Here is a 25,693-nt window from a genome sequence, read left to right on the forward strand (position 1 = left end):
CGTCTCGCTTTATTGACCGCGAAATCAGACCGATTACTGCCGCGAATCACTGTTTTCTCATTGATTGCACGTTTTCGCTCGCGCCGAAATCATCGAATAAATTGCCGAGCGAGATGAAGCGCAAGGCGCACGAAGCATAAAACACGAGGCATAACCGGGTGTTAGGCGAATTTTTTATGCTTCGTGCAACGAAGTGATTCGCTCGCGCAGGCATTTATTCAATCGCCTACGGGAGGGGGTGCCAATACCTCCCGACTCCCATTGCTTCCCATGGACGAGACCACGCCGGCGGACTCCATCGACTCGACCAGACGCGCGGCACGGTTGTAACCAATCTTGAAGCGACGCTGTACTGCGGAGATCGAGGCGCGACGCGTTTCGGTAACGAACATCACCGCCTCGTCATAAAGAGCGTCCTGCTCTGCGTCGTCGCCATCGCCGCCTTCCGCTTCGAGCCCAGCCAATGCATCCGCATTAACGCCACCGGTCAGGATCTCTTCGATGTATTCCGGCTCGCCGCGGCGCTTCCAGTCCTCGACGATACGGTGAACCTCGTCATCGTCGACAAAGGCACCATGGACGCGAGTCGGCATGCCGGAGCCTGCCGGCAGATAGAGCATGTCGCCATGGCCTAGCAGCGCCTCGGCACCGCCCTGGTCGAGAATCGTACGTGAATCGACCTTGGAAGAGACCTGGAACGCCATACGCGTCGGGACATTGGCCTTGATGAGGCCGGTAACCACATCCACGGAAGGCCGCTGAGTGGCCAGGATAAGATGGATGCCTGCGGCCCGAGCCTTCTGTGCCAGTCGCGCGATCAGCTCCTCCACCTTCTTGCCGACGATCATGAACATGTCGGCAAACTCGTCGATCACCACGACGATGTAGGGCAACTTTTCCAGCACCGGCGGCTGCTCGTGCATCTGCCAGGGCTGGGGCTCCCATAGAGGATCGGCAACCTGAGCGCCGGCCTGCTCCGCTTCATTGAGCTTGGCATTGAAGCCGGCGATATTACGCACCCCCATGGCCGCCATCAGCTTGTAGCGACGCTCCATTTCTGCCACGCACCAGCGCAGGCTGTTGGCCGCCTCTTTCATGTCCGTGACCACCGGCGCCAACAGATGCGGAATGCCGTCGTAGACCGACAACTCCAGCATCTTCGGGTCCACCATGATCATGCGCACCTCGGCCGGGGTCGCCTTCAGCAGCATCGAGATGAGCATGGCGTTCACGCCCACCGACTTCCCCGAACCGGTGGTACCGGCCACCAGCAGATGCGGCATCTTGCCTAGATTGGCCACCACGGGTCCGCCACCGATGTCATGCCCCAGGGCCAGGGTCAGCGCCGAGCTGGGCTGCTGGAAGGCGTCTGAATCCGTGACCTCGCTCAAGCGGATCATCGCTCGATTGGGATTGGGAATTTCGATACCCACCGTGGGCCGACCCGGAATCACCTCCACTACCCGTACGCTCTTGACCATCAGGGAGCGGGCCAGATCCTTGGCCAGATTGCTGATCTTGGAAACCTTAACCCCGGCCGCCGGCTTGATCTCGAAGCGCGTAATGACCGGCCCGGGCCAGGTTTCAACGACTTCGGCCTTGACACCGTACTCCCGTAGTCGCGTTTCCAGCAGCTCTGCCATATCCGCCAACTGCTGGGGGCTGTAGTTCGGCTTTGCCGGATCCGGCGGTGTCAACAGGCGCGTTGGCGGCAAGTCGCCATCCGGCTCATCGGACAGATTGCCCAGACTGGGGCGCTGACTCTGTAGATGCTCTACCGTCCACAGGGTTGGGCCCTGGGGGTCGGCAGCTGCGGCTTGCGCTTGTTCCGCAGTGGCTATCTGTGGGCCTGGGCTTTTCCCTTCATGGGTTTCTTCATGCGTCCGAATGTCTTCCCGAACGCTCATATCACCCTTAACCTGGGAGTCTTCCAGAGCCGTTTCTCGAGTGGCCCCTGCCGTTGCATCGCTCCAGGTCAGGTGAGGCGCATCATCCTCTTCCTCTTTCTCATTCCACTCATTCCAATTGATATCCGGCGGCTCTTGCCGCGCCATGGAATGGGAAGATGAGGCGGATGATGCGAATGCCCGCTGCTCCTGGGCATGGTGATGCGGCGTTTCCTGAGCCGGTTGATCCGATATCGGAGTTTGCAAAGTCGAGGTCGATGACGGCGTAGCTGAAGCGGGCGCCGTAGAACCAGAGGTAGAAAGCTCGGAAGGTTCCGCGGGAACAGGGCGTCTCAAGCTGGCCGGAATTCTCAGCTCATTATCGTTGACGCTAGCGCTGGGGCTGGAAGAATTGGCATCTTGCTGAGTGGGCGCGGCACTGAAGGCCGACTGAATGCTCGCTTCTTGCGCAGTATAGGCAGCGCCCGGCTGTTTGGCCGAAGGAGTCTGCGCAGGCACTTCCCAGGGAATCGTCGTGCTGGTATCTCGCTCCGCTCGTAATGGCATGCCTGGTTCGTCAAACGACGACCCTCGCTGCTGAGTCTGCTGGTCAGCATTGAAGCGAGGCTCTAGCCGCTGGCCGCCAGCCAGCGCCGGCTCTGTCTGCCAGTGATCGAGATGCGGCCGCGACTCTTTGTCCTGCCCCCAAGGCAACCAGCGCTTCCACCAGGGTAGTGCTTCATCCGGGTCGAAGGAGGATTCATCGCCAGCACCCGAAAGCTGGGAGCCCCCTCCCCTGCGATTTTCTTCCTGTCGAGCTTCGCGACGCTCCTGCTGGGCTTCCCGAGTACGCACCAGTTGCTCCCGCGCACCGCCAAACTGGCTGCGCAGCCACCGCAATAGCCGTTGGGCACGCATCCCCAGTTCATCCATGACCGTTAGCCATGACAAGCCACTGAAAAGCGGGAATCCGCATAGGAAAGAGGCTATGGAAAGCAGCGTCGCACCGCGTAGACCGACCAGCGGTACCAGGGCATCACGCAACCCCTCCCCCAGAATGCCGCCAGCGGAGTAAGGAAGTTCGCTATTGGGGCTATAAAAATGCAGCGCTCCCAAACTGGTGGTGGCCAGCAGGAGCAAAACGAACCCCCCAGCCCTGACCGCCAACGCGGTGGCATCCCACTCCAGACGCACCTCCCGACGACGCATCAGCCGCCAGGCGGCAAACCCGAGCATGCCCGGCCACCACAGGGCACTGACTCCGAACAGGGAATATAGGACATCCGACAACCAGGCGCCTATGCGACCCATCCAATTGACGACGTTCTGCTCTGGGCCACTCTGGGACCAGCCGGGATCCTGAGGCGTGTAGCTGAACAGCGCCAGCAACAGAAAAACACAGGCGGCCAGCAACACAATGACGACCCCTTCCCGAGTGGATCCTTGCAGGCGCAAACCGAAACGGCGCGCCTTTTCCTTGGCCTGTGTCGTGGATTGTCGACGACTCACGGGTTTCTTCTTGACACTCAAATGACGCCCCTCTTCAACCTGCACGCTCGTTTTCGCCTTCCCAGGGAAGAACCATCTCTCTAACGCGAAGGGATATTAATTTTTCCAGGCCAATATCATACCGAGCCTGAGCGGTGCAGCACAGGGGGAGAACAGCCCCTAAAACGCCGCTAGTCTCTCGTTAGCCTTCAATAGCGTTGAGATCACCGTTTGCACACGGCAGACTAACGCATCGTTCAACAAAATGAATTTTTCATGCTGCCTTGGCTTATGCCTCATTGTGTGGGTTTTCCAGACCCGCGTCATGCGCTTGACGAACCCAACGGCTTGCTCGCCGCCGGAGGAGAGTTGTCGCCCGAATGGCTGATGACCGCTTATCGCCAGGGCATTTTTCCCTGGTATACCCCGGATCAACCCATCTTGTGGTGGAGCCCCGACCCACGCCTGGTCCTCTTTCCTGGCGAAATCCGTGTTCGCCGCAGCCTGGCCAAACGATTGCGCAATGCGGGTTTTGAAGTCACTTTCGACCGAAATTTCGATGCAGTCATCGATGCCTGCGCGAAGTCTCGAGCCGATGTCGAAGGCACCTGGATCACCTCGAACATGCGGGATGCCTATTGCCGGCTACATCGCCTGGGTCATGCCCACTCCGTCGAGGTCTGGCAGGATCGACGGCTGGCGGGCGGGCTCTATGGCGTTGCCCTGGGGCGCATGTTCTTCGGTGAGTCGATGTTCAGCGCCGAGCGCGACGCCTCCAAGGTCGCCCTGGTGCATCTGGCACATCATCTATCAGCTAACGGGGGCGGTCTGATCGACTGCCAGATGCATACGTCCCACCTGGTCAGTCTAGGCGCACGCGACATCGCTCGAGATGAATTCATCGACTATCTTGAGCAGTATACATGTCAGCCAACAACCGCCTGGAGACAGGCGGCTTCGCCGAAGATCACAGGAGGACACTATCGTGAGCAGTAGCGCTCCGCCTCAGCCCAAGCGGGATCTGCGCTTCTTTCTGACCGTCCCGCATGAATGCAGCTACTTGCCAGAGCGCGAGGCCACCACGCTGTTTCTCGATCCCCAGGAGTCACCGGGCCAGGGAGTATATGATGCACTGGCACTCCTTGGTTTCAGGCGCAGTGGCCGACACTTGTATCGACCTCGTTGCGAAAACTGCAATGCGTGCATCTCGGTACGCATCCCCGTGAAGGATTTCACCCCCAACCGTACTCAGCGTAAATTGATGCATCGCAACGCGGACCTCGACATTCACGAGCGTCCGGCGGTCTTCGATCCGGAGCATTACATGCTCTACGCGCGCTATATTCGTGCTCGCCATGCGGATGGGGACATGTATCCACCGAGCCATGAGCAGTACCGTACCTTCTTAACTCTCGAACACCCCTATGCACGCCTGCTGGAATTCCGGCTTGAGGAAAAGCTATTGGCCGTGGCGGCCATCGACCAGTTGAGCCATGGCATTTCCGCCATATATACGTTCTTTGATCCTGGCAAAATTCACGAGCGACGCTCCCTGGGCACCTTTGCCGTTCTCAGCCAGATCGAACTTGCGCGGTCACGTGGATTGCCTCATGTCTATCTTGGCTACTGGATTCGTGAAGCCTCCAAGATGAACTACAAGCGCGCTTTCCAGCCGCTGGAATTTCTCAACGGACGCCAATGGCGGCGGACCATTCCTGTATAATCAGTGTTTTTTTGCCATGACGCCCGGCATACGGCACAATATCGGGCTGTCTTGATCGACAAAGACGGCATTCTCGTGGGCCGCTTTGAAGATTTACAGCATGAAGACTTTTTATTAACGACTACCTGAGGAAAGGCCTAGATGGCAAGAGAAGACCATATTGAAATGGAAGGTGTCGTGGTCGACACCCTGCCCAACACCATGTTTCGCGTCGAGCTTGAGAATGGCCATGTGGTAACGGCGCATATTTCGGGCAAGATGCGCAAGAACTACATCCGTATCTTGACCGGCGACAAGGTCAAGGTCGAGCTGACACCCTACGATCTCTCCAAGGGGCGTATCGTATATCGCTCTCGCTAGGCTCCGTCTGAAACGTGTCTGCGCTCGATCATGCGGCGTCAAAAATTGGCTCGTGCGCGAGTCCGATCAAGATGCTCGTTTACACCGCGTAAACTCGAGCGCGAGCCCGGTCCGTCTTCGTCAATTTTAGCCTTGCCTGAACTTCGCTCGCCGACTTTTCAGACAAACCCTTGCCCTTGCCTGGCAAGTGGATACTCTCGCTTCTCGACGTCGGCAATCGGCTCATGAACACGCCCGATCGAGATACCTGCCTGTAAAATCATAAAAAAACGCCCTATCGATAACGATAGAGCGCTTCAGTATCACTGTTTTTACATCGCCTTCGTGACCTGTACGGCTATTTCTGTCCGCACAGGCCACTTGGCCGATCATTGCTTTACGGGCAGGTCAGACCAGTTCTGCTTCCGTTTCCAGATGCAGCTCGTCACCGTCTACCGTGACGTGAACCACCCCGCCGTTTTCCGCCAGCTCGCCGAACAGGATCATCTCCGCCAGCGGCTTCTTCAGCTTCTCCTGAAGCACCCGTGCCATGGGACGTGCCCCCATTTCCGGATCATAGCCCTTCTCCGCCAGCCAGGCGCGAGCCTGCTCATCTACATCGAGCTGAACCCGTTTTTCGTCCAGCTGCGCCTGAAGTTCGACCAGGAACTTATCGACCACGTTGCGCACGACGGCTGGGGCCAGAGCATGGAACTGAATGATGCCGTCCAAGCGGTTGCGGAACTCCGGCGTGAAGGTCTTGCGGATGATCTCCATGCCATCGCTGGAGTGGTCCTGGGACTGGAAGCCAATGGAGCGCCGTGAAATCTGCTCCGCTCCGGCATTCGAGGTCATGATCACGATGACGTGACGGAAATCCGCTTCGCGGCCGTTGTTGTCCGTCAAGCGGCCATGATCCATGACTTGCAGCAGCAGGTTGAAGACCTCGGGGTGCGCCTTTTCAATCTCATCGAGCAGCAGCACACAATGCGGTTGCTTGGTGATCGCCTCGGTCAGCAGGCCACCCTGGTCGTAGCCCACATAGCCTGGGGGCGCACCGATCAGGCGTGAAACCGTATGACGCTCCATGTACTCGGACATGTCGAAGCGCACCAGCTCGATGCCCATCAACAGCGCCAGTTGACGCGCCACCTCGGTCTTGCCGACACCGGTCGGACCTGCGAACAGGAAGCTGCCCACCGGCTTGTCCGGCGCCTTGAGGCCCGCGCGAGAGAGTTTGATGGCGGCAGAGAGGCCTTGGATGGCTTCGTCCTGACCGAACACCAGCATCTTGAGATCCCGCTCCAGATTACCCAACAGTTTCCGGTCGGAGCTGGACACGCTCTTCGGCGGAATTCGCGCGATGGATGCCACGATCGCCTCGACCTGTTCCACGTCGATGGTGGGCACCCGCATCTCGATCGGCAATAGCCGCTGATGGGCACCCGCCTCGTCGATCACGTCGATGGCCTTGTCCGGCAGATGGCGATCGTTGATGTAGCGATCCGCCAGGCGCACGGCGCTGTCCAGAGCGGAATCCGTGTACTTGAGCTGGTGATGCTCCTCGAAGCGCCCGCGCAGCCCTTTGAGAATGCGGATGGTGTCCTCGACGGACGGCTCCACCACATCGACCTTCTGGAAGCGCCGCGCCAGCGCCCGATCCTTTTCGAAGATCCCACGGAACTCCTGGAAGGTGGTCGAGCCAATACAGCGCAGCTCACCGGAAGAGAGCAACGGCTTGAGCAGGTTGGAAGCGTCCATTACACCGCCGGAAGCCGCCCCGGCGCCGATCACCGTGTGGATCTCGTCGATGAACAGAATGGAATTGGGCTGCTTCTTGAGTTCCGCCAGCAGGCTCTTCAGGCGTTTCTCGAAGTCGCCGCGATATTTGGTGCCGGCAAGCAAAGCGCCCATGTCCAGGGAGTAGACCACTGCGTCGCTGATGACGTCGGGAACGTCTTCCTCGACGATGCGCTTGGCCAGGCCCTCGGCAATGGCGGTCTTGCCGACACCGGCCTCACCCACCAGCAAGGGGTTGTTCTTGCGCCGACGGGCCAGAATCTGCACCGTACGTTCGAGCTCATGGTCGCGGCCAATCAAAGGATCGATCTTGCCCAGGCGGGCCTGCTCGTTGAGATTAGTCGCATAACCGGTCAGTGGGTGCGTATTGCCTTCGCTCATACCTTCCTCACCCTCCTCGGCATCCTGGGAGGGCGAGGAAGGCTGACCATGCCCCGCCACCTTGGAGATGCCATGCGCGATGTAGTTGACTGCATCCACGCGGGCCACGTTCTGCTGCTTGAGGAAATAGACGGCCTGACTCTCCTGCTCGGAGAAGATCGCCACCAGCACGTTGGCGCCGGTTACTTCACTCTTGCCGGAAGATTGGACATGAAACACCGCGCGCTGGAGAACCCGCTGGAAACCGAGGGTCGGCTGAGTCTCGCGATCCTCCTGACCATCGGGAATCAGCGGCGTGGTAGAGTTGATGAAGTCCTGCAGATCCGAGCGCAACTTGTCCAGGTTGGCTCCGCAGGCACGCAGCACATCCGCCGCGGAGGCGTTATCCAATAAGGCCAGCAGCAGGTGCTCAACGGTCATGAACTCATGACGCTTGGAGCGCGCCACCGTGAAGGCCGTATTAAGGGTTAATTCAAGTTCTTTGCTCAGCATGGCAGTCCCCTTTTCGCCGCGTCGGGCATCGTCGGCACTTTCACAATCGGGCACATCGGGGTATTTGGCAACCCCTGTGACTGGCACGTTGCCAAGTGTCAGTCGGCCCTGTCGATATCACACAGTAATGGGTGTTGGCATTCCCGCGCGTAGTCGTTGACCAGATGACTCTTGGTCTCGGCAATGTCGCGCGTGAAGATGCCGCAGGTCGCCTTGCCCTGGGTATGCACCGCCAGCATGATCTGCACGGCCTTTTCGCTATCCATGTAGAAAAATGTCTGCAATACCTCTACCACGAACTCCATGGGCGTAAAATCGTCGTTATGCAAGATCACCTTGTAGCGTGGTGGCTTGTCCAGCTCAGGATCCGCTGGGCTCACCGATACATGACCTTCCGTATCGTCTTGCGTACCCGGAGGGCGTGTCATCCCTACCCGGGAGGGTATTGCCGCGGAAGTCATCGACAATCTCTCATCACTATTGAACATAAGAGGCTAAATCCATCAATACAAGCCGAAGTGCAATTAACGTCGTTGATTAGACGTGGAGAAGCACTCGGGGTTCACTTGAAAGATGCGTCCGTTAGGCCGACCTTGCAAGGGTAAGAATGAAAAAACCCCCGCACGCAATGCGAACGGGGGCCGCGTTTCAACGTGATTACTACATGTTATCGGCAACTGCCTGGCCAAATTCAGAGCACTTGAGCAAAACGGCCTTTTCCATCACACGATGGAAGTCATAAGTGACCTCGCCCTTGGCGATGGCTTTCTCCATGCCCTTGACCACCAGATCCGCGGCTTCGACCCAGCCCATGTGACGTAGCATCATCTCCGCGGAGAGGATCAACGAGCCGGGATTGACCTTGTCCTGACCCGCATACTTGGGTGCCGTACCGTGAGTCGCCTCGAACATGGCGACCGAATCGGACAGGTTGGCGCCCGGTGCAATACCGATACCGCCGACTTCCGCCGCAAGCGCGTCGGAAAGGTAATCACCATTCAGGTTCAGGGTGGCGATGACGTCGTATTCCGCCGGACGCAGCAGAATCTGCTGCAGCATGGCGTCGGCGATGACGTCCTTGACGACGATTTCCTTACCGGTGTTGGGGTTCTTCAAGGTCATCCAGGGGCCGCCGTCGAGCAGCTCCGCACCGAACTCCTCTTTCGCCAGCTGGTAACCCCAATCCTTGAAGGCACCTTCCGTGAACTTCATGATGTTGCCTTTGTGCACGAAGGTCAGGGATTCCCGATCGTTATCGATGGTGTACTGCAATGCCTGACGCACCAGGCGCTTGGTGCCTTCCTCGGATACTGGCTTGACGCCAATACCGCACTGCTCCGGGAAGCGGATATTGGTGACGCCCATCTCCTCGCGCAGGAACTTGATGACCTTCTCGGCTTCCGCGGAACCCGCCTTCCACTCGATGCCGGCGTAGATATCCTCGGAGTTCTCGCGGAAGATGACCATGTCCACGTCCTTGGGCCCCTTGACCGGACTGGGCACACCCTCGAACCAGCGTACCGGACGCAGGCAGACGTACAGATCGAGCTTCTGGCGCAGCGCCACGTTCAACGACCGAATGCCACCGCCAACCGGAGTGGTCAATGGGCCCTTGATGGAGACCACGTAATCCTTGACCGCTTCCAGAGTTTCTTCGGGAAGCCAGGTATCCGCATCGTAGACCTGAGTCGCCTTTTCACCGGCGTAGACTTCCATCCAGTGAATCTTGCGCTCGCCGTTGTAGGCTTTCTGAACGGCCGCATCGATGGCGATTTTCATGGCCGGCGTGACATCGGCCCCAATACCGTCCCCTTCGATGAACGGAATGACCGGCTCGTTGGGCACGCTCAAGGTATCGTCGGCATTGACGGTGATCTTTTTGCCGCCCTCAGGAACGACAATTTTCTGGAATCCCATTGATGACTCCCTGTGCTGTAATCAGTAGAGCCGGCAGTATAGCATCGCCCCAGGGACCCGGAGTAGGCTTTGCCCTGCTAGATGTCGACAATCTTTAGCCGGAGACCGTCAAGACCAGTGAGCACTCTCTATTTGCTTCACAAACCTTATCGAATGCTTTCCCAGTTCAGCGACGATCAAGGGCGAGCCACGCTTAAGGACGTCATCGATGTGCCGGGAATTTATGCCGCGGGCCGACTCGACCATGACTCCGAAGGGCTGTTGCTGCTCACGGATGACGGCGAGCTGATTCATCGCATCAGCGACCCAAGACACAAGCAGCCCAAGACCTACTGGGTTCAGGTCGAGGGCAAGCCTGATGACAGCGCCATCGACGCCTTGCGCAAGGGAGTAACGTTGAAAGACGGATTGACGCGGCCGGCCCGGGTGGGGCGTTTGATCGATCCCGACGTCGCACCGCGCCAACCGCCGATCCGCCACCGGGCCGACGCAGCGGTAAGCTGGCTGGAAATAATCATCAGCGAAGGGCGCAATCGCCAGGTACGGCGCATGACTGCGCACATCGGCCACCCCACCTTGCGCCTGATCCGCACAGCCGTCGGCCCCTGGCAGCTGACGGGGTTGGCACCGGGCCAATGGCGCAGCGAGACGCTGCATGCGCCGGTAAAGCGACGACATCCCCCTTCCAGGGCAACGAGGAGACGCTCATGAAACGCTGGACACCCCGGGTGGCCGTCGCCTCCGTGATCGAGCGCAGCGGGCGCTACTTGATGGTGGAAGAAGACCGCGGCGGGCCCTTCACCCTGTTCAACCAGCCCGCTGGTCATCTTGAGCAAGGAGAACGCCTGACGGCAGCAGCGGTTCGCGAAACTTGCGAGGAAGCCGCCTGGCAGGTAGCCATCACGGATTACCTGGGGCTTTATATTCATACGACCAAGGAAGGCCTGGTATTTCACAGCCATGGTTTTGTGGGGCTGCCCCTGGCCCGGCTCGACAACCCTCTGGATACGGGTATTCTTGCCGCACATTGGCTGACCCTGGATGAAATCGACGATCTCAATCGCGCGGGGCGTCTGCGCAGTCCGCTGGTCATGCGGCGCCTGTGGGATCTGCGCGGTGGGAAGGTGTATCCACTCGACATCATCCACGAGCGCTGACCCTCGAAGCGCACGACCGGTTTCAGGTATACTTTCGCGCAATCAAATTCTTCACACCTCTCAATGGAGAACCATTAGAGAGCCATTCGAGAGCGACCATGTCTGAAGTCACGGGGTCTGGTAACAGGTTGGGAAAAGTCATCGTCGGCATGTCCGGCGGCGTCGACTCCTCCGTGTCCGCGCTGCTGCTGCTGGAACAGGGCTACCAAGTCGAAGGCCTGTTCATGAAGAACTGGGACGAGGACGACGGCACCGAATACTGCACCGCCAAGGCGGATCTGACGGATGCTCAAGCGGTCTGCGACAAGCTCGGCATCAAGTTGCATACCGCCAACTTCGCCGCAGAGTACTGGGACAATGTCTTCGAGCATTTTCTTGAAGAGTACCGCGCCGGGCGAACGCCAAACCCGGACATCCTGTGCAACCGGGAAATCAAGTTCAAGGTCTTTCTCGAGTACGCCGAAATGCTCGGCGCGGATATGATCGCTACCGGCCACTATGTGCGTCGCGGCGAACGTGATGGCCGCCCGCGACTGCTCAAGGGGCTCGATACCAACAAGGATCAAAGCTATTTCCTGCATGCGGTCCCGGAAGCCGCCATTGCCCGTACACTGTTTCCCGTCGGCGAACTGGAAAAACCCAGGGTACGCGAGCTGGCGGAGCAGCATGGGCTTGCAACGGCGACCAAGAAGGATTCCACGGGTATCTGCTTTATCGGCGAACGCCGCTTTCGGGATTTCCTCCAGCAGTACCTGCCCGCCCAACCCGGGCGCATCCAAACCCCGGAAGGCGACGATATCGGCGAGCATCTTGGATTGATGTACTACACCCTGGGCCAGCGTCAGGGCTTGGGCATCGGCGGCCTGGCCAATTACCCCGACGCCCCCTGGTACGTGGCGGGCAAGGATCTCGAGCGCAACGTGCTGGTGGTAGTGCAGGGTAAGCATCATCCTCTGCTCTACACGAACACGCTGACCACCGAAGCGATGGACTGGATTGCCGGCACGCCCCCGGATAAAAACATGCTGGCGACAGGCGTGTTGAGCTTGAGCGCCAAGACCCGCTACCGCCAGGCGGACGAGCCTTGTCGTCTGCGCCTGCGAGACGATGGCGGTGTCGATGTGGTATTCGATGCCCCCCAATGGGCGGTGACACCCGGCCAGTCGCTGGTGCTCTACGAGGACGATATTTGCCTGGGCGGCGGCGTGATCCGCGGCACAGCTCAACAAGAGGCGCAGGCGGCATGAGCGTAGTTCCCTTTCAAACGGCCCCGGACGATCCCACCACTCGCCAGACCATTGCCCTGGCCGGCGTCTTCCAGGCGGCGACCCTGGTGGATCAACTGGCGCGCACCGGCCAATGCGATGAACGCGCCTGGGAAACGTTGATCAATGCCACGGTGGAGACCGACCCCGAGAGCTTCGAAGCCATCTATGGCGGCCACCACAACAACCTGCGCCAGGGCCTTGTGATACTCAACGCCGTGGCAGGCCGGGAGCGGGGCATCGACCCCAGCGTGCTGCGCTATGGCTTCACCCTATTGATGCTAATGCAGAAGCTGCGCAATCAGCCCGCCATGCTGGATACCCTGGGGGAACGGCTCGTTCGCATTCAGGATCAGGCAGAACATTTCGGAGGCACCCATGAAAACGTCGTCGCAAGCCTGGGGGAGCTTTACCAGAATACCATCTCCACCTTTCGTCAGCGCATCGTTGTGCAAGGCGAGCCCACCCTGTTGCAGCAACGCATGATGCCCGAGCGGGTGCGCGCCCTGCTGCTGTCGGGGATTCGCTTTGCCCTGCTATGGCACCAGCAAGGCGGACGACGCTGGAAACTGCTGCTCCAACGCGGCGCGATGAAGAAATCCCTGGATCGACTGCTTTGATTCGATTCGAAACCTGATCTCCAGACGCCAGCCTTTCGGCGGCGTTCGACCTATCGGAACAACCCCATGCAGCTCTCTTCGCTTACCGCCCTTTCCCCTGTCGATGGCCGCTACGGCAACAAGACCGACACCCTGCGCGAGCACTTCAGCGAGTTTGGTCTGATTCGCGCCCGAGTCATCGTGGAAGTGCGCTGGCTCGAGTGCCTGGCGGCACATGCCGGCATCCAGGAAGTCCCCGCCCTTTCAAGCGGTGCCAAAGCGTTCCTCGATCGAATGATCGACGATTTCTCGATAGACGACGCCCAGCGCATCAAGGATATCGAGCGCACCACCAATCACGACGTCAAGGCGGTGGAATACTTCCTCAAGGAAAAGATCCTCGGACAATCGGAACTGCAGGCGGTGTCCGAATTCATCCATTTCGCCTGTACCAGCGAGGATATCAATAACCTCTCCTACGCTCTCATGCTCAAGGATGGGCTCGGTGATCTGCTGCCGGTCATGCAGGAGGTCGTTACCGCCATCGAACGCCTGGCCCATGAGCACGCCAAACAGCCGATGCTCTCCCGCACCCACGGCCAGACCGCCAGCCCCACCACCTTGGGCAAGGAGATGGCCAACGTCGCCTATCGCCTGGGCCGACAGCTCAAGCAGATCCAGGCTGTGGAAATCATGGGCAAGATCAATGGCGCGGTGGGCAACTACAACGCCCATTTGACCACCTATCCGGAAATCGACTGGCAGGAAAACGCTCGTCAGTTCGTCGAGAGCCTGGGGCTGACCTTCAATCCCTATACCACCCAGATAGAACCCCATGACTACATCGCCGAGCTGTTCGACGCCGTGTGCCGCTTCCACACCATACTGATCGATTTCGAGCGGGACGTCTGGGGCTATATCTCCCTGGGTTATTTCAAGCAGAAAACCGTGGAAGGCGAGATCGGCTCTTCGACCATGCCCCATAAGGTCAACCCCATCGACTTCGAGAACGCCGAAGGCAACCTAGGGCTGGCCAACGCCCTGCTCGGCCACCTGGCTCAGAAGCTTCCGATATCACGCTGGCAGCGAGATCTCACCGACTCCACGGTGCTGCGTAATCTAGGGGTCGGGCTGGCCTATGGCTTGATTGCCTACCACGCCACTCTCAAGGGCATCGGCAAGCTCGAAACCAATCCGGCTCGCCTGAACGATGACCTCGACAACAGCTGGGAAGTCCTTGCGGAGCCAATCCAGACGGTGATGCGCCGCTACGGCATCGAACAGCCCTACGAAAAGCTCAAGGCGCTGACGAGAGGCAAGCGCATCGACCAGGTCGGCTTCGCTGCCTTCATCGATGGGCTGGAACTACCGGATGACGTCAAGAGTGAACTCAAGGCCCTGACACCCGGTACTTACATCGGCAACGCCGTAGAACAGGCCCGCTCCCTATGAACATCGTTGCCCACGAACCCCAAACGCTGCTAGGTGGTCTCAGCGCTGCAGAATTCCTGGCCAAGTACTGGCAGAAGAAACCGCTATTGATCCGCGGCGCCTTTGTGGATTTCGTCTCACCGCTTTCGCCGGACGAGCTGGCCGGCTTGGCCTGCGAGGACGGCATCGAAGCGCGGTTAGTGGAAGAGCACGGCCAGGATGAACAGGGCCGGGATAAGCCCTGGCAGGTCAGCCACGGCCCCTTCGATGAGGCTACCTTTGCCCGCCTGCCGGAACGCGACTGGACGCTGTTGGTTCAGGCCGTCGATCACTATGTGCCGGAGGTCAACGCGCTGCTCGAACACTTTCATTTCCTGCCTCGCTGGCGACTCGACGACATCATGGTCAGCTACGCGCCCCCCGGCGGCAGCGTCGGCCCCCATGTCGATCAATACGACGTATTTCTACTACAAGCCAGCGGCACGCGACACTGGCAGCTTGGTGGCAAGGTCAGCGACGATGTGCCGATCATCCCCGGCATCGATCTACGCATCCTCGAGCACTTCGAGGTTCAGCCCGATCAGGAGTGGCTGCTTGAACCCGGCGACATGCTTTATCTGCCACCGGGCATGGCCCATCACGGCGTCAGTCGATCTACTGACTGCATGACCTTCTCGGTGGGTTTTCGTGCCCTGTCCGCGGACGAATCGATCACCTCCTTTGCCGACTACCTGGGTGAGCAGCTTCCGGCATCGCATCGCTATACCGACCCTAATCTCGCTCCCCCGACCCATCCAGGGGAAATCGACGATGCCGCCATCGCGCGCATGCGCGCCTTGATTCTGAATACCCTGGACGATCCCGCGCAGATGCTCGAGTGGTTCGGGCGCGCCATGACGCAACCCAAGTACACTGATCAACTCGTGCCCAGCGAGTCACCCACGGACATCGCCCAGCTTGTAGCCGAGCTACAGGGAGGCAGCGTGCTCGAACGCACCCTGGGGTCGCGGTTCGCCTATCGCGACCATGGCAACTCAAGGGCTACGCTCTTCGTCGATGGCGATGGACTGGCCTGCGATACCGGGCTCGCCTTTCTGCTGGCCGGTAACCGGCCGATCGATGCCGATACCCTGGATCATCCGGGTAGTGCCGAGATACTCGCTCAGCTGCTCGATCACGGCAGCCTGGGCTGGCCCTATGCGGATGAGAACGAGGATGAGGATGCATGAACATTGAACCCCCTATCAAGATCCATCAAGGCAATTGGACGCACCTGGGCGATCAGGCCAGCGACATTCGCCGACGCGTCTTCATCGAAGAGCAAGCGGTACCTCAGGAAGAAGAATGGGACGGTCGCGACCCGCAGTGCCTGCATTTTCTGGTCTATCGCAACGACCATGCCATTGCCACGGCGCGACTGCTTCCGGATGGCCATATCGGCCGCGTTGCCGTGATCAAGGAAGAGCGCGGCCAGGGCGTCGGTGAGCAGCTAATGCGCAGAATCGTCGCGGCTGCATCGAAACGCGGTGATCGTGAAATTCTGCTGGATGCTCAGCTACACGCCTTGAGCTTTTACCGCAAACTCGGATTCCAAGCATTCGGGAACGAATTTCTCGACGCCGGCATACCGCATCGCAGCATGCGACTGATCTTGAAGGATTAACACTTTCTACCCAGCTGTAGCTCTCATTCATTCCCCCGAAATTTGACTACAAGAGCCGTACCAGCGTCCTCGTTCTGTAGTCAAACTACAACCCCATCTACCCCTAAGTAATAGTTGTTAATGCCCGTTCCTATGGGGGATAGTGATAACCAGGACAGGATTGGAACGTCAGCACGTCAGATAAGTAGTCACTATCGACAGCTCTCTTCGGCTGCCCTGATATCGACTTGTTTCTTGTGTTTTCGTTGCGGCTGATCCGTCGATCGGCAGTAACCAAAAAATTACGTTTTCGCTAGTGCAGCATGAAATCAGGCGTCATCTTGCACCGGTCGATTATCGCAACGTTTCCATATCGAAGTGTTTAGTGTCCCGAATCGCTCGAGTACTTTTCCAACTAATGAAGGATGGTTCCATGTCAGCATTTCAAGACGAGATCAAGGCTATTGCCCAATTGCGAGAAGCCCAGGCTGGCAAATGGGATGGCATCAACCCACAGCATGCCGCTCGTATGCGCTTGCAGAACCGGTTCAAGACCGGACTGGATATCGCCAAATACACCGCGCAGATCATGCGCGACGACATGGCGGCCTACGACGCAGACAGCGCTCAGTACACCCAATCCCTGGGCTGCTGGCATGGATTCATCGGTCAGCAGAAGCTGATTTCAATCAAGAAGCATTTCGGTACCACCAAGCGTCGTTACCTGTACCTGTCCGGCTGGATGGTCGCCGCCCTGCGTTCGGAGTTCGGCCCCCTGCCGGACCAGTCGATGCACGAGAAGACCGCCGTACCGGCTCTGATCGAAGAGCTTTACACCTTCTTGAAGCAGGCCGATGCTTGGGAACTCAATCATCTTTTCCGCAGTCTGGAAGAGGCTCAGCAAGCGGGTGACGATGCCAAGGTCAAGGAAATCGAGCGCAAGATCGACGGTTTCGAAACCCATGTGGTGCCGATCATCGCTGATATCGATGCGGGCTTCGGCAACGAGGAAGCCACCTACCTGCTGGCGAAGAAGATGATCGAGGCCGGCGCCTGCGCCATCCAGCTCGAAAACCAGGTCTCGGATGTCAAGCAGTGCGGCCACCAGGATGGCAAGGTCACTGTGCCCCATGCCGAGTTCCTGGCCAAGATCAACGCCGTACGCTACGCCTTTTTGGAACTGGGCGTCGATGACGGTGTGATCGTGGCGCGTACCGATTCCCTGGGTGCCGGCCTGACCCAGCAGATCGCCGTGACCAACGAACCCGGCGACCTGGGCGATCAGTACAACAGCTTCCTGGATGGTGATGAGATCGCCAGTGCCGACGACATCAACAACGGCGACGTGGTACTCAAGCAGAACGGCAAGCTGATCAAGCCCAAGCGCCTGGCCAGCGGCCTGTACCAGTTCAAGAAAGGCAGCGGTGAAGACCGGGTCGTGCTGGACTGCATCACCAGCCTGCAGCACGGCGCCGATCTTCTGTGGATCGAGACCGAAAAGCCGCATGTCGGGCAGATCGCCAGCATGGTCAACCGCATTCGTGACGCGGTACCCAATGCCAAGCTCGTCTACAACAACAGCCCGTCCTTCAACTGGACCCTGAACTTCCGCCAGCAGGTGTTCGACGCCTGGGAAGAGGAAGGCAAGGATGTTTCAAGCTACGACCGTGCCGGCCTGATGAGCGTCGAATATGACGATACCGAGCTGGGCAAGGAAGCGGATCGTTGGACGCAGAACTTCCAGCGCGACGCCGCTCGCGAAGCGGGTATCTTCCATCACCTGATCACCTTGCCGACCTATCACACCGCCGCCCTGTCCACGGACAACCTGTCCAAGGGCTACTTCGGTGACGAAGGCATGCTGGCTTACGTGGCCGGTGTACAGCGCAAGGAAATCCGCGAAGGCATCGCCACGGTCAAGCATCAGGACATGGCGGGCTCCAACCTGGGTGACGACCATAAGGAGTTCTTCTCCGGCGAGGGCGCACTCAAGGCGGGAGGTAAAGACAACACCATGGGGCAATTCGGGTAAACGCCATCCCGATATGAGCACGACTTGATGTAAGGGGAGGCAAATGCCTCCCCTTTGTCATTATTTAGCTGTTCTTTTTTTACGGCCTATAGCGCTTGGACTGACAGTCTCTTCCAAACGACGACTTCGCCTCGCACCATTGCTTAACTGCGTGGTCTATTAATAAGTAGCAAATCCAGCCTGTTCGCGTTAGACTTTTAACAAAACACTGTTTCTAAACAAACCTGCTTTGGAGATCAATCCATGAAGTTGACTCATTATCTCCCAGTAATCGCGTTGGGACTGTTGACGCTCGGTGGCTGCGCCAATAGCGATCTTTACTCTGGCGATACCTATCGGGGTAGCCAGGCCAAGACCGGCCAATCGGTAACTTACGGCACCATCGAGGCCTTGCGTCCGGTCAATATTCAGGCAGACGGCCCAAATCAGGGCGTACTCGGAGGACTGGGCGGCGCAGTGATGGGCGGCTTGTTGGGCAACCAGATTGGTGGCGGGTCAGGTCGTACAATTGCCACCGCCGCAGGCGCCATCGGTGGCAGTATCGCTGGCAAGAAAGTCGAAGACAGTGCGAACCGCGTCAATGCCGTGGAAATGGAAATACGCCGGGATAGCGGTGGTTCGGTAATCGTAGTGCAAAAAGCCGATCGTAACTGGCAAATAGGTCAACGCGTGCGCTTGATTGGCAGCGGTTCCAACATGAGCGTGGCACCTTATTGAGCCATGACATGACCCGTTGAATCATGATGCGTCGAATAATGAAAAGCCTCGCCCAATCTGGGCGAGGCTTTTCATTTTAAGCGATTGGTGATGAGACAGATGTTGTCCAAGCGCCTGCTCACGACCCAAACAGTCAGTGGGCCTTGGAAAGGCCCCAGCGTACCAGCTTGCTCACGACCCAAACGATGAGCGCCAGCAGTAGCAGCGTCATCAACATCGAAATCGGCTTCACGATGAAGGTGGCGCCCAGCACCGCCAATGCAATCCCCCAGATCCAGCGATCCTCTCGACTGCTCTTGAACGCGGCTGGCATGTTACGCTCGAAGAACTTTCCCAAGCCCCCGTCCCACCCTTTGATTACCAATGTCAGAATGAGGGCGAACGCGATCAACCAAATCAAGGTTACGGTCATGGCATAACTCCTGGCAGGAAAAGGATAAAGGGTACTCAAAAGATGACGGCAGGGTACTCCAGGCCTTCTTGTCCGCGCAATAGCGACCGATGCATTGCCATTTATCGATCGAGGGAATCATTCTTGAATCATTGTCATTTAGAACCCATCACACATGAAAATTATTTGCACCCCCTGACAGGCTGGAAATGGCACGTTACCATTGACGGCACATATCTTGTCGAAAGGTTCTCCTTAACATGCAGATTGCGCAAAACTCAGTTGTCGCATTTCACTACACGCTGACCAACGATACTGGTGAAGTACTAGACAGTTCGGAAGGCCGTGAACCGCTTACCTATCTTCATGGTTCCGGTAACATCATTCCGGGTCTGGAGAAGGAGCTGGAAGGGCATCAGGATGGCGACAAGTTGCAAGTAACCGTTACGCCTGAAGAAGGCTATGGTGAAAATCAGCCCGCACTCGTCCAGGAAGTGCCGCGCGATTCCTTCCAGGGGGTAGAGTCCATCGAGCCGGGTATGCAGTTCCAGGCCCAGACTCAAGGGGGCCCACTGATGGTTACCGTGACCAAGGTGGAAGGCGATACCGTCACCGTCGATGGTAACCATCCCTTGGCAGGCCAGAAGCTGAATTTCGACGTTGAAATTTCTGAAGTACGCGATGCGACCGAAGAAGAAGTCGAACATGGCCATGTGCACGATGGAAGTGAACATCAGCACTGATTTCCTGCTTTACCTTATTTACTTGCAGTGTAGGGCACACAGCCGGTTACAGATCATCGATTGATGATTGGCTGAAGGGGGCGGCTTAGGCCGCCCTTTTTGCGTTTTTTCATTCGCCTCCACTACTTGGGACAGGTAGGTGGTTCCGCCGATGCGGAAAAGCGCAGGCCACTAAACCAGGCGGTAGCATCGCCGCCGGCATTGTCACCGTCGCTCATTAGCGCGACGCCATCCACCTCGTCGAGGCGGCTACCGAACAATCTATTGAAATCCTCGCGCACATCACGCACCTCGGCGATCCATTGCCCTACATCCTGTCTGCCGCTTTGCAGAGCCAAAAGCTGAGCCCGGTCGGTGAAGGCATTGACCCAGTGCGTATCGAGGGGCTGATTATTCGACCAGACGTAGTTCACCGCCTGAACCTGCCAGGGCAAGATCCCGGTCTTGTGGGCCACATAGACCCGGGCCGGATAATCGTCGCCTGCCTTGGTGGTCTCGTCGAGCCCCGGGTAAATATGTCCTACCTTCCAGCACCAGCTTAGATATGGCGTTCTGGTCAGGTCGATTTCCTGCTCAAGATATTTGGCGGACGCCCGGCCATTGGCCTCCGCCTGAAGCACCTGCTGCCCCGCCTGGGTGACCAAGGAGTAGCGAGTTTCACCCTCAAAGGAGCGTGTCGGCCAACCGGCGATATCTGCCGCACTGAATTCCAGCGATTGTGCTTCGGCCGCTGAAGAAATCATCAACATCAGACCGCCCGCCCAGCAACACCCGGCGTAATTCATGGTCATCATGTGTGGTCTTGCCTTGATTCACGTTGGTTGAGTGTACGGTAGCCTCCCCATAGTCGGGTTATCGTCGTAATGATGCAGGCCGCGGCAAAGATGATCGCCAGTAGCGCAAAATGCCGAGGCCAAAGACAAAAGGCGACAAAGGCCAGAATCGTTTCGGTACCTTCGGTCAGCCCGTCGAGATAGAAAAAGGCCTTGTGCGTGAAATGGGGCCGCTCGATAGCATGCTTGGCCGCCATGATCGCAAAAGCCAGAAACGAGCTACCGGTGCCGACGAAGGCAAACAGTAACAGCGTTGCCGCGAGCGCATTGGCTTCAGGGTTCGCCAGCGCAAAGCCCAGCACTACCGCCGCATAAAAGACGAAATCCAGCCCAATATCGAGAAAGCCACCCGCGTCGCTCTTGGACCGAGTGTGTCGCGCCAGAGCGCCATCCAATCCATCCATCAGCCGATTGATCAGGATGACAACCAACGCGGCACCGTAGGCCTGCATGGACAATAACGGCAATGCCAGCAGGCCGATGACGAAGCCTGCCAGAGTCACCTGATTCGGCGTGATGCGCCGCTTGGCCAACGCCATCGCAAGCCGCGTCAGCGGCGGCTGTACCCAGCGCATCGTCCAGCGATCAAGCATGCGCTACTCCACTTCTCTTTTTATCGCCATTCCATTCACGCCTAATGGCTATTTGCGGCCATTGCTGCGACCGCGCCGGCGCCAGACAAAGTAGCGCTCAAGCCAGCCCAGCACCCGCTCCGGCTTGTGGGCATTCTTCCACAAGCCGGCGCTTGCCTTGGCAGCTTCCGAGAAGGTCGGGTAGGGATGAATCGTCCCAAGCAGCTTATTGAGACCGATCCCCTGAGTCATGGCCAGGGTGAATTCAGCCAACAACTCCCCGCCATGATCGCCAACGATACTTGCCCCCAGAATACGATCCTTGCCCGGCACCGTAAGCACTTTGATGAACCCTCCTGTTTCGCCTTCGGCAATGGCGCGATCGAGTTCGGCAAACTCGTAGCGGGTGATTTCGAAGGCAATATTCTGAGCCGTGGCGTCGCGCTCATTGAGCCCGACCCTGGCCACCTCGGGCTGGGTGAAGGTTACCGCCGGCATATTGCGATAATTGACGCGAAAGCGCTTGAGCTCGCCGAACAGTGCATTGACCGTTGCGTGCCAGGCCTGGTGGGCGCTGGCATGGGTCAATTGATAAGGCCCCGCCACGTCGCCACAGGCCCAGATATTGGGATGCAGGCTGCGCAGGGTGTCATCCACATCCAGCGTGCCCCGGGGGGTGGTAGCGATACCCAATCCTTCCAGGCCCAGCCCGGTTACATTGGCTTCTCGGCCAACGGCCACCAGCAGTCGATCGAAGACGAGCCGGTCCATCTTGCCATCGCACTCCATGACCAGCACCTTGCCGTCATCGCCGTGACTTGGCCCTGGTTCGATTGCTGTCGCCCTGGTGCCAAGATGCACCCCGATGCCTTCGCCGCGCATCTGCTGTAACAATACTTCTGCAACATCCGCGTCTTCTCGCGGCAGCAGCTGGTCGGCCTGTTGTACGATGGTGACCCGGCTGCCGAGTCGGGCAAAGGCTTGCCCCAGCTCACAGCCGATGGGCCCGCCCCCCAGCACCGCCAGGCGTCCGGGCAATGACTCGATCTGCCAGAGATTTTCCGAGGTCAGCACCTCGATCGAATCAAGACCGGGTAGTTCAGGCACCTTGGGGCGCGCACCGCTGGCAATGATCACATGCCGAGTGTTCAACACCCGGTCGTCGACCCGCACTTCCCAGGGAGTCTGAAGATGGGCCTCCCCCTTTATCACCTCGACGCCCAAGGACTCATAGCGCTCCGGGCTATCGTGGGGTGCAATCTCGTCTATCGCCCGGTGCACGTGAGTCATGACCTGTTTGAAATCGATCCGCGGCGCCTCGGAGTGAATACCGAAGCGCCCGCCGTCACGTACCGTGTGGGCAATACGGGAGGCGCGGATCAGCGCTTTGGAGGGCACACAGCCGGTATTGAGACAGTCGCCCCCCATGCGATCCCGTTCGATCAAGGCCACCCGGGACTTGACGGCGGCAGCAATGTAGCTTGCTACCAGTCCCGCGGAGCCGGCGCCGATAACCACGATGTCGTAATCGAACCCCTGGGGCTTGCCATAGCGCTGCGCCATGCGGCGGCGCTTGACGAGATCCACGATCCAGCGCGCCAGCAAGGGGAAGATGCCGATCAACACGAAGGAGGCAATCAGCCCTGGTGAGAGAATGCCGCCAAGGCTTTGCAGCTCCCCCAGTTCTCGGCCTGCGTTCACATAGACAAGAGTGCCCGGCAGCATGCCCACCTGACTGACCCAGTAGAATGTCAGGGTACGCATGCGGGTCAAGCCCATCACCAGGTTGATGATGAAGAACGGGAAGATCGGTACCAGACGCAGGGTAAACAGATAGAAAGCGCCTTCCCGCTCGATACCTCGATTGATGCTGGCAAGCTGCCGGGAAAAGCGGCGTTCAAGCGGCTTCTGAGCCAGGAGTCGCGCAATCAGGAAAGCCAGAGTCGCACCGATGGCACTGGCGAAGGAGACGATCAGAAGCCCCCAGCCCAGCCCGAACAGCGCCCCGGCAAGCAATGTCAGCAAGGCCGCGCCGGGTAACGACAGCGCCGCCATGGCCACATAAATGGCAAAGAAGCCACCGGCGACCAGCCACGGATCCGTAGCGAACCAGCCTTGAAAACGCGCCTGCTGGTTCTTGATGTTGTCCAAGGTCAGCGCCTCATTGGCGCCACTGGCAAAGAACAGAACGATTGCCAGGATGATGACGGCGAGAATAATTAGACGCTTTCGGTTCAATTTATAGTCTTCCTAGGATGTTGATTAAGATGGCAGTGATCGAAAGAATATTTATCAAAAGACACCGATTGAATGTGCCGTTGTTATGTCAGGCTTTAATACAGTCGCAGACAGCGATCAAACCTTACGTATCATCGTCAACGCCAAAGAAAAATTGCATCAAGGAACTAGACGCGGCAAAACGTTTCCAATCAGTACCCTACAACACCCATTCCTGGAGAAAAATGTGCGCAAGTTACTGCTTCCTTTGGCGTTGACACTGGCAGCGTCTGCCTTTTCCACCCTTACCCAGGCCGAGAATGCCAAGGCGATCTTCGCCGGTGGCTGTTTCTGGTGCATGGAAGAGGCCTACGATGAAATCGAGGGAGTCAAGGCTACCACGTCGGGCTATATCGGTGGTGAAAAGTCAAACCCTAGCTATCAGCAGGTTTCACGAGGCGAGACCCGGCATACCGAAGCTGTCGAGGTCGAATACGACCCCCAGACCGTGGACTATGCCACCCTGCTGGAAGCCTTCTGGCACAACATTGATCCCTTCGTCGAGAATCGCCAGTTCTGTGATAGCGGCCCCCAGTATCGCAGCGCCATCTTCTATCAGAACGACGAGCAGAAACGGCTGGCCGAGAAAACCAAGGCTGAACTCGAAGAGCGCTTCGATCAAACGATCGCTACCGAGATCGTTCCCGCCAATCAATTTTGGGAAGCGGAGGGCTACCATCAGGATTATTACAAGAAAAACCCGGTGCGCTATCGTTTCTACAAGGCGGGCTGTGGCCGTACCGACCGGCTAAAAGAAGTCTGGGGCGATCAGGCCGGCCTGCCCGGCAACAAGTAGCGGCTTCTGCGGTTCACGTAACGGTGCCTTGGCTATGGCGCAGTGTGGCGCCATAGCCACAGGGTCAGGCTCAATGTTCCCAATAGCACCAGCCAGGAAGCCAGCGCTACTCCTTGCCAGCCGGCCATGGCCCAGAATGGCTCGAGATAGAAACCACCCAGACTCGCCCCCAGGTAATAGAACACGAGATAAAGTGCCGTCGCACTGCCCCGGGAGTGGGTCGCCTGGCGCCCTACCCAGCTCGAGGCCATGGAGTGGCATACAAAGAAGCCGAAGGCGTTGATCACGAGTCCCAGCAGAATGATCGGCAGCGATGCGCTCAGAGTCACCAGAGTGCCGCCCATCAGGATCAGGATACCCAGCATCATGCACATCGGCTGAGGTAGACGCTGGGACAGCCTGCCAGACAGCGCCGACCCGAACGTCCCCCCTAGATAGGTCACGAAGATCATGCCTAGCCACTGCATCGACAGGGAGTAAGGCGCTTCATGCAGGCGAAAGGTGATATAGCTGTATTGATTGATGAAAATGAAGAAATTCAATCCGCCAATCAAATAAGCCGATAGCAGCAGCGGGTTGCGAAGATGATCGGCCAGTGCCTGGAGGGCAATCTTCAAACGAAACGGGCGCGACTCGAAATGACCTGCCCGCGGCAATAGCCACCAGAAGATGGCGACACAGGCCACGCTGAGCAGCCCTACGGCCATGAAGCTTGCGTGCCATCCGCCGTACTCGCCGGCAAAGCCGCCCAGGACACGCCCGCCGATACCCCCCAGGGTATTGGCGCTGATATAAAACCCCACTGCCAGCATCAAGGCGCGGTGATCGAACTCGTCCCCCATCCAGGCAATCGCCACCGCCGGCAGCCCTCCCAGCACCATACCTTGAAGCGCTCGTACGATGAGCAGCAGCGTGAAATCATCGACGAACATCAAGGACAGCGAACAGAGCGCTGTCGCCAGCAAGGTAAAGCGCATGATGCGATCGCGCCCGATGGCATCGGACAGCGGACCGAATATAAGCAGCGAACAGGCAAGCGTCACCAATGCCGCCGACATCACCAGAGAGGCCTCGAGGGTAGATACGCCGAACTCGAGACGCAATTCAGGCAGCAGCGGTTGAACGGCATAGAGATTGACGAAGACGATGAAGGAGCCCAGGCACAAGGCCAGGGTCGCTCGCCACCAATCTCGGCTATAGGCTTCGATCATG

The 25,693-nt window shown here is 58.3% G+C and carries 23 protein-coding genes; 14 read left to right on the forward strand and 9 right to left on the reverse strand.

Features of this window, described 5'->3' with window-relative positions; all coding sequences use genetic code 11:
- Positions 1 to 218: 218 nt before the first annotated feature.
- Entirely contained in the window at positions 219 to 3,395 is a 3,177-nt protein-coding gene (locus H7850_RS12030; protein ID WP_227369778.1) for a DNA translocase FtsK, read from the reverse strand.
- Between the two features lie 255 nt (positions 3,396 to 3,650).
- On the opposite strand from H7850_RS12030, the gene aat reads away from it, so the two are divergent.
- The 3 genes from aat (at position 3,651) to infA (ending at position 5,457) form a co-directional block, all read left to right on the forward strand.
- Positions 3,651 to 4,370 carry a leucyl/phenylalanyl-tRNA--protein transferase gene (gene aat / locus H7850_RS12035; protein ID WP_227369779.1) on the forward strand — a complete coding sequence of 240 codons (720 nt, stop codon included), beginning with the start codon at positions 3,651 to 3,653 and terminating at the stop codon, positions 4,368 to 4,370.
- Positions 4,360 to 5,097, forward strand: coding sequence for an arginyltransferase (locus tag H7850_RS12040; RefSeq protein ID WP_227369780.1), 738 nt, complete (start codon positions 4,360 to 4,362; stop codon positions 5,095 to 5,097). The genes aat and H7850_RS12040 overlap by 11 nt, the downstream gene beginning before the upstream one ends.
- Positions 5,098 to 5,238: 141 nt before the next feature.
- Entirely contained in the window at positions 5,239 to 5,457 is a 219-nt protein-coding gene (gene infA / locus H7850_RS12045; protein ID WP_013332816.1) for a translation initiation factor IF-1, read from the forward strand.
- 387 nt (positions 5,458 to 5,844) lie between these two features.
- On the opposite strand, the gene clpA is transcribed toward infA, so the two are convergent.
- The 3 genes from clpA to icd all read right to left on the reverse strand — a co-directional run bounded on the left by clpA (position 5,845) and on the right by icd (position 10,026).
- Positions 5,845 to 8,109, reverse strand: a complete 2,265-nt coding sequence (clpA, locus tag H7850_RS12050; protein WP_227369781.1) for an ATP-dependent Clp protease ATP-binding subunit ClpA — start codon at positions 8,107 to 8,109, stop codon at positions 5,845 to 5,847.
- Positions 8,110 to 8,207: 98 nt separating this feature from the next.
- A complete protein-coding gene (gene clpS, locus H7850_RS12055; RefSeq protein ID WP_413614158.1) occupies positions 8,208 to 8,570 on the reverse strand; it encodes an ATP-dependent Clp protease adapter ClpS in 363 nt (120 codons plus the stop codon).
- Positions 8,571 to 8,769: 199 nt separating this feature from the next.
- Positions 8,770 to 10,026, reverse strand: coding sequence for an NADP-dependent isocitrate dehydrogenase (gene icd / locus H7850_RS12060; RefSeq protein WP_227369782.1), 1,257 nt, complete (start codon positions 10,024 to 10,026; stop codon positions 8,770 to 8,772).
- Between the two features lie 117 nt (positions 10,027 to 10,143).
- Here icd and H7850_RS12065 point away from each other — a divergent pair, with 117 nt between their 5' ends.
- The 9 genes from H7850_RS12065 to H7850_RS12105 all read left to right on the forward strand — a co-directional run bounded on the left by H7850_RS12065 (position 10,144) and on the right by H7850_RS12105 (position 18,869).
- On the forward strand, positions 10,144 to 10,737 hold the full coding sequence (locus H7850_RS12065; RefSeq protein WP_227369783.1) for a pseudouridine synthase: 594 nt from the start codon (positions 10,144 to 10,146) through the stop codon (positions 10,735 to 10,737).
- Positions 10,734 to 11,183 carry an NUDIX domain-containing protein gene (locus tag H7850_RS12070; RefSeq protein WP_227369784.1) on the forward strand — a complete coding sequence of 150 codons (450 nt, stop codon included), beginning with the start codon at positions 10,734 to 10,736 and terminating at the stop codon, positions 11,181 to 11,183. Before H7850_RS12065 ends, H7850_RS12070 begins: the two co-directional genes overlap by 4 nt.
- A gap of 98 nt (positions 11,184 to 11,281) precedes the next feature.
- Positions 11,282 to 12,430, forward strand: a complete 1,149-nt coding sequence (gene mnmA, locus H7850_RS12075) for a tRNA 2-thiouridine(34) synthase MnmA (protein ID WP_227369785.1) — start codon at positions 11,282 to 11,284, stop codon at positions 12,428 to 12,430.
- Positions 12,427 to 13,068, forward strand: a complete 642-nt coding sequence (gene hflD / locus H7850_RS12080; protein ID WP_227369786.1) for a high frequency lysogenization protein HflD — start codon at positions 12,427 to 12,429, stop codon at positions 13,066 to 13,068. The genes mnmA and hflD overlap by 4 nt, the downstream gene beginning before the upstream one ends.
- Before the next feature lie 66 nt (positions 13,069 to 13,134).
- The gene (purB, locus tag H7850_RS12085) at positions 13,135 to 14,499 is read left to right on the forward strand and encodes an adenylosuccinate lyase (RefSeq protein ID WP_227369787.1); all 1,365 of its coding nucleotides are present in this window, start codon (positions 13,135 to 13,137) and stop codon (positions 14,497 to 14,499) included.
- Positions 14,496 to 15,707: a cupin domain-containing protein gene (locus tag H7850_RS12090; protein ID WP_227369788.1), complete on the forward strand. Its 1,212-nt coding sequence runs from the start codon at positions 14,496 to 14,498 to the stop codon at positions 15,705 to 15,707. The genes purB and H7850_RS12090 overlap by 4 nt, the downstream gene beginning before the upstream one ends.
- Positions 15,704 to 16,141, forward strand: a complete 438-nt coding sequence (locus H7850_RS12095; RefSeq protein WP_227369789.1) for a GNAT family N-acetyltransferase — start codon at positions 15,704 to 15,706, stop codon at positions 16,139 to 16,141. The genes H7850_RS12090 and H7850_RS12095 overlap by 4 nt, the downstream gene beginning before the upstream one ends.
- Before the next feature lie 412 nt (positions 16,142 to 16,553).
- Complete coding sequence (locus tag H7850_RS12100; RefSeq protein WP_227369790.1) at positions 16,554 to 18,152, forward strand: isocitrate lyase; 1,599 nt, start codon at positions 16,554 to 16,556, stop codon at positions 18,150 to 18,152.
- Between the two features lie 243 nt (positions 18,153 to 18,395).
- Positions 18,396 to 18,869 carry a glycine zipper 2TM domain-containing protein gene (locus tag H7850_RS12105; RefSeq protein ID WP_227369791.1) on the forward strand — a complete coding sequence of 158 codons (474 nt, stop codon included), beginning with the start codon at positions 18,396 to 18,398 and terminating at the stop codon, positions 18,867 to 18,869.
- Positions 18,870 to 19,002: 133 nt separating this feature from the next.
- On the opposite strand, the gene H7850_RS12110 is transcribed toward H7850_RS12105, so the two are convergent.
- The gene (locus tag H7850_RS12110; RefSeq protein WP_227369792.1) at positions 19,003 to 19,281 is read right to left on the reverse strand and encodes a hypothetical protein; all 279 of its coding nucleotides are present in this window, start codon (positions 19,279 to 19,281) and stop codon (positions 19,003 to 19,005) included.
- A 239-nt stretch (positions 19,282 to 19,520) separates the two neighbouring features.
- On the opposite strand from H7850_RS12110, the gene H7850_RS12115 reads away from it, so the two are divergent.
- On the forward strand, positions 19,521 to 20,003 hold the full coding sequence (locus H7850_RS12115) for an FKBP-type peptidyl-prolyl cis-trans isomerase (protein ID WP_227369793.1): 483 nt from the start codon (positions 19,521 to 19,523) through the stop codon (positions 20,001 to 20,003).
- A gap of 122 nt (positions 20,004 to 20,125) precedes the next feature.
- On the opposite strand, the gene H7850_RS12120 is transcribed toward H7850_RS12115, so the two are convergent.
- Genes H7850_RS12120 through H7850_RS12130 form a run of 3 tightly spaced genes read right to left on the reverse strand, consistent with a single transcriptional unit; the run spans position 20,126 to position 23,646 of the window.
- A complete protein-coding gene (locus H7850_RS12120) occupies positions 20,126 to 20,797 on the reverse strand; it encodes a DUF3047 domain-containing protein (RefSeq protein ID WP_227369794.1) in 672 nt (223 codons plus the stop codon).
- Entirely contained in the window at positions 20,794 to 21,429 is a 636-nt protein-coding gene (locus H7850_RS12125; protein ID WP_227369795.1) for a CDP-alcohol phosphatidyltransferase family protein, read from the reverse strand. The genes H7850_RS12120 and H7850_RS12125 overlap by 4 nt, the downstream gene beginning before the upstream one ends.
- 48 nt (positions 21,430 to 21,477) lie before the next feature.
- Complete coding sequence (locus H7850_RS12130) at positions 21,478 to 23,646, reverse strand: FAD-dependent oxidoreductase (protein ID WP_227369796.1); 2,169 nt, start codon at positions 23,644 to 23,646, stop codon at positions 21,478 to 21,480.
- Positions 23,647 to 23,872: 226 nt separating this feature from the next.
- Here H7850_RS12130 and msrA point away from each other — a divergent pair, with 226 nt between their 5' ends.
- Positions 23,873 to 24,481, forward strand: a complete 609-nt coding sequence (gene msrA, locus H7850_RS12135; RefSeq protein WP_413614159.1) for a peptide-methionine (S)-S-oxide reductase MsrA — start codon at positions 23,873 to 23,875, stop codon at positions 24,479 to 24,481.
- A gap of 32 nt (positions 24,482 to 24,513) precedes the next feature.
- Here the strand turns inward: msrA and H7850_RS12140 are convergent, their stop codons facing one another.
- A complete protein-coding gene (locus H7850_RS12140; protein WP_227369797.1) occupies positions 24,514 to 25,692 on the reverse strand; it encodes an MFS transporter in 1,179 nt (392 codons plus the stop codon).
- Position 25,693: the final 1 nt, after the last annotated feature.

Origin of the sequence: Halomonas sp. M20 (genome assembly GCF_020622265.1) — a bacterium.
Classification (GTDB): domain Bacteria; phylum Pseudomonadota; class Gammaproteobacteria; order Pseudomonadales; family Halomonadaceae; genus Modicisalibacter.

Bases quoted from the DNA above. Each gene is read 5' to 3' on its own strand.
- aat (WP_227369779.1), top strand. From the start codon at position 3,651: ATGCTGCCTTGGCTTATGCCTCATTGTGTGGGTTTTCCAGACCCGCGT.
- infA (WP_013332816.1), top strand. From the start codon at position 5,239: ATGGCAAGAGAAGACCATATTGAAATGGAAGGTGTCGTGGTCGACACC.
- clpA (WP_227369781.1), bottom strand. From the start codon at position 8,109: ATGCTGAGCAAAGAACTTGAATTAACCCTTAATACGGCCTTCACGGTG.
- clpS (WP_413614158.1), bottom strand. From the start codon at position 8,570: ATGACTTCCGCGGCAATACCCTCCCGGGTAGGGATGACACGCCCTCCG.
- icd (WP_227369782.1), bottom strand. From the start codon at position 10,026: ATGGGATTCCAGAAAATTGTCGTTCCTGAGGGCGGCAAAAAGATCACC.
- H7850_RS12070 (WP_227369784.1), top strand. From the start codon at position 10,734: ATGAAACGCTGGACACCCCGGGTGGCCGTCGCCTCCGTGATCGAGCGC.
- mnmA (WP_227369785.1), top strand. From the start codon at position 11,282: ATGTCTGAAGTCACGGGGTCTGGTAACAGGTTGGGAAAAGTCATCGTC.
- hflD (WP_227369786.1), top strand. From the start codon at position 12,427: ATGAGCGTAGTTCCCTTTCAAACGGCCCCGGACGATCCCACCACTCGC.
- purB (WP_227369787.1), top strand. From the start codon at position 13,135: ATGCAGCTCTCTTCGCTTACCGCCCTTTCCCCTGTCGATGGCCGCTAC.
- H7850_RS12090 (WP_227369788.1), top strand. From the start codon at position 14,496: ATGAACATCGTTGCCCACGAACCCCAAACGCTGCTAGGTGGTCTCAGC.
- H7850_RS12095 (WP_227369789.1), top strand. From the start codon at position 15,704: ATGAACATTGAACCCCCTATCAAGATCCATCAAGGCAATTGGACGCAC.
- H7850_RS12100 (WP_227369790.1), top strand. From the start codon at position 16,554: ATGTCAGCATTTCAAGACGAGATCAAGGCTATTGCCCAATTGCGAGAA.
- H7850_RS12105 (WP_227369791.1), top strand. From the start codon at position 18,396: ATGAAGTTGACTCATTATCTCCCAGTAATCGCGTTGGGACTGTTGACG.
- H7850_RS12110 (WP_227369792.1), bottom strand. From the start codon at position 19,281: ATGACCGTAACCTTGATTTGGTTGATCGCGTTCGCCCTCATTCTGACA.
- H7850_RS12115 (WP_227369793.1), top strand. From the start codon at position 19,521: ATGCAGATTGCGCAAAACTCAGTTGTCGCATTTCACTACACGCTGACC.
- H7850_RS12120 (WP_227369794.1), bottom strand. From the start codon at position 20,797: ATGATGACCATGAATTACGCCGGGTGTTGCTGGGCGGGCGGTCTGATG.
- H7850_RS12125 (WP_227369795.1), bottom strand. From the start codon at position 21,429: ATGCTTGATCGCTGGACGATGCGCTGGGTACAGCCGCCGCTGACGCGG.
- H7850_RS12140 (WP_227369797.1), bottom strand. From the start codon at position 25,692: ATGATCGAAGCCTATAGCCGAGATTGGTGGCGAGCGACCCTGGCCTTG.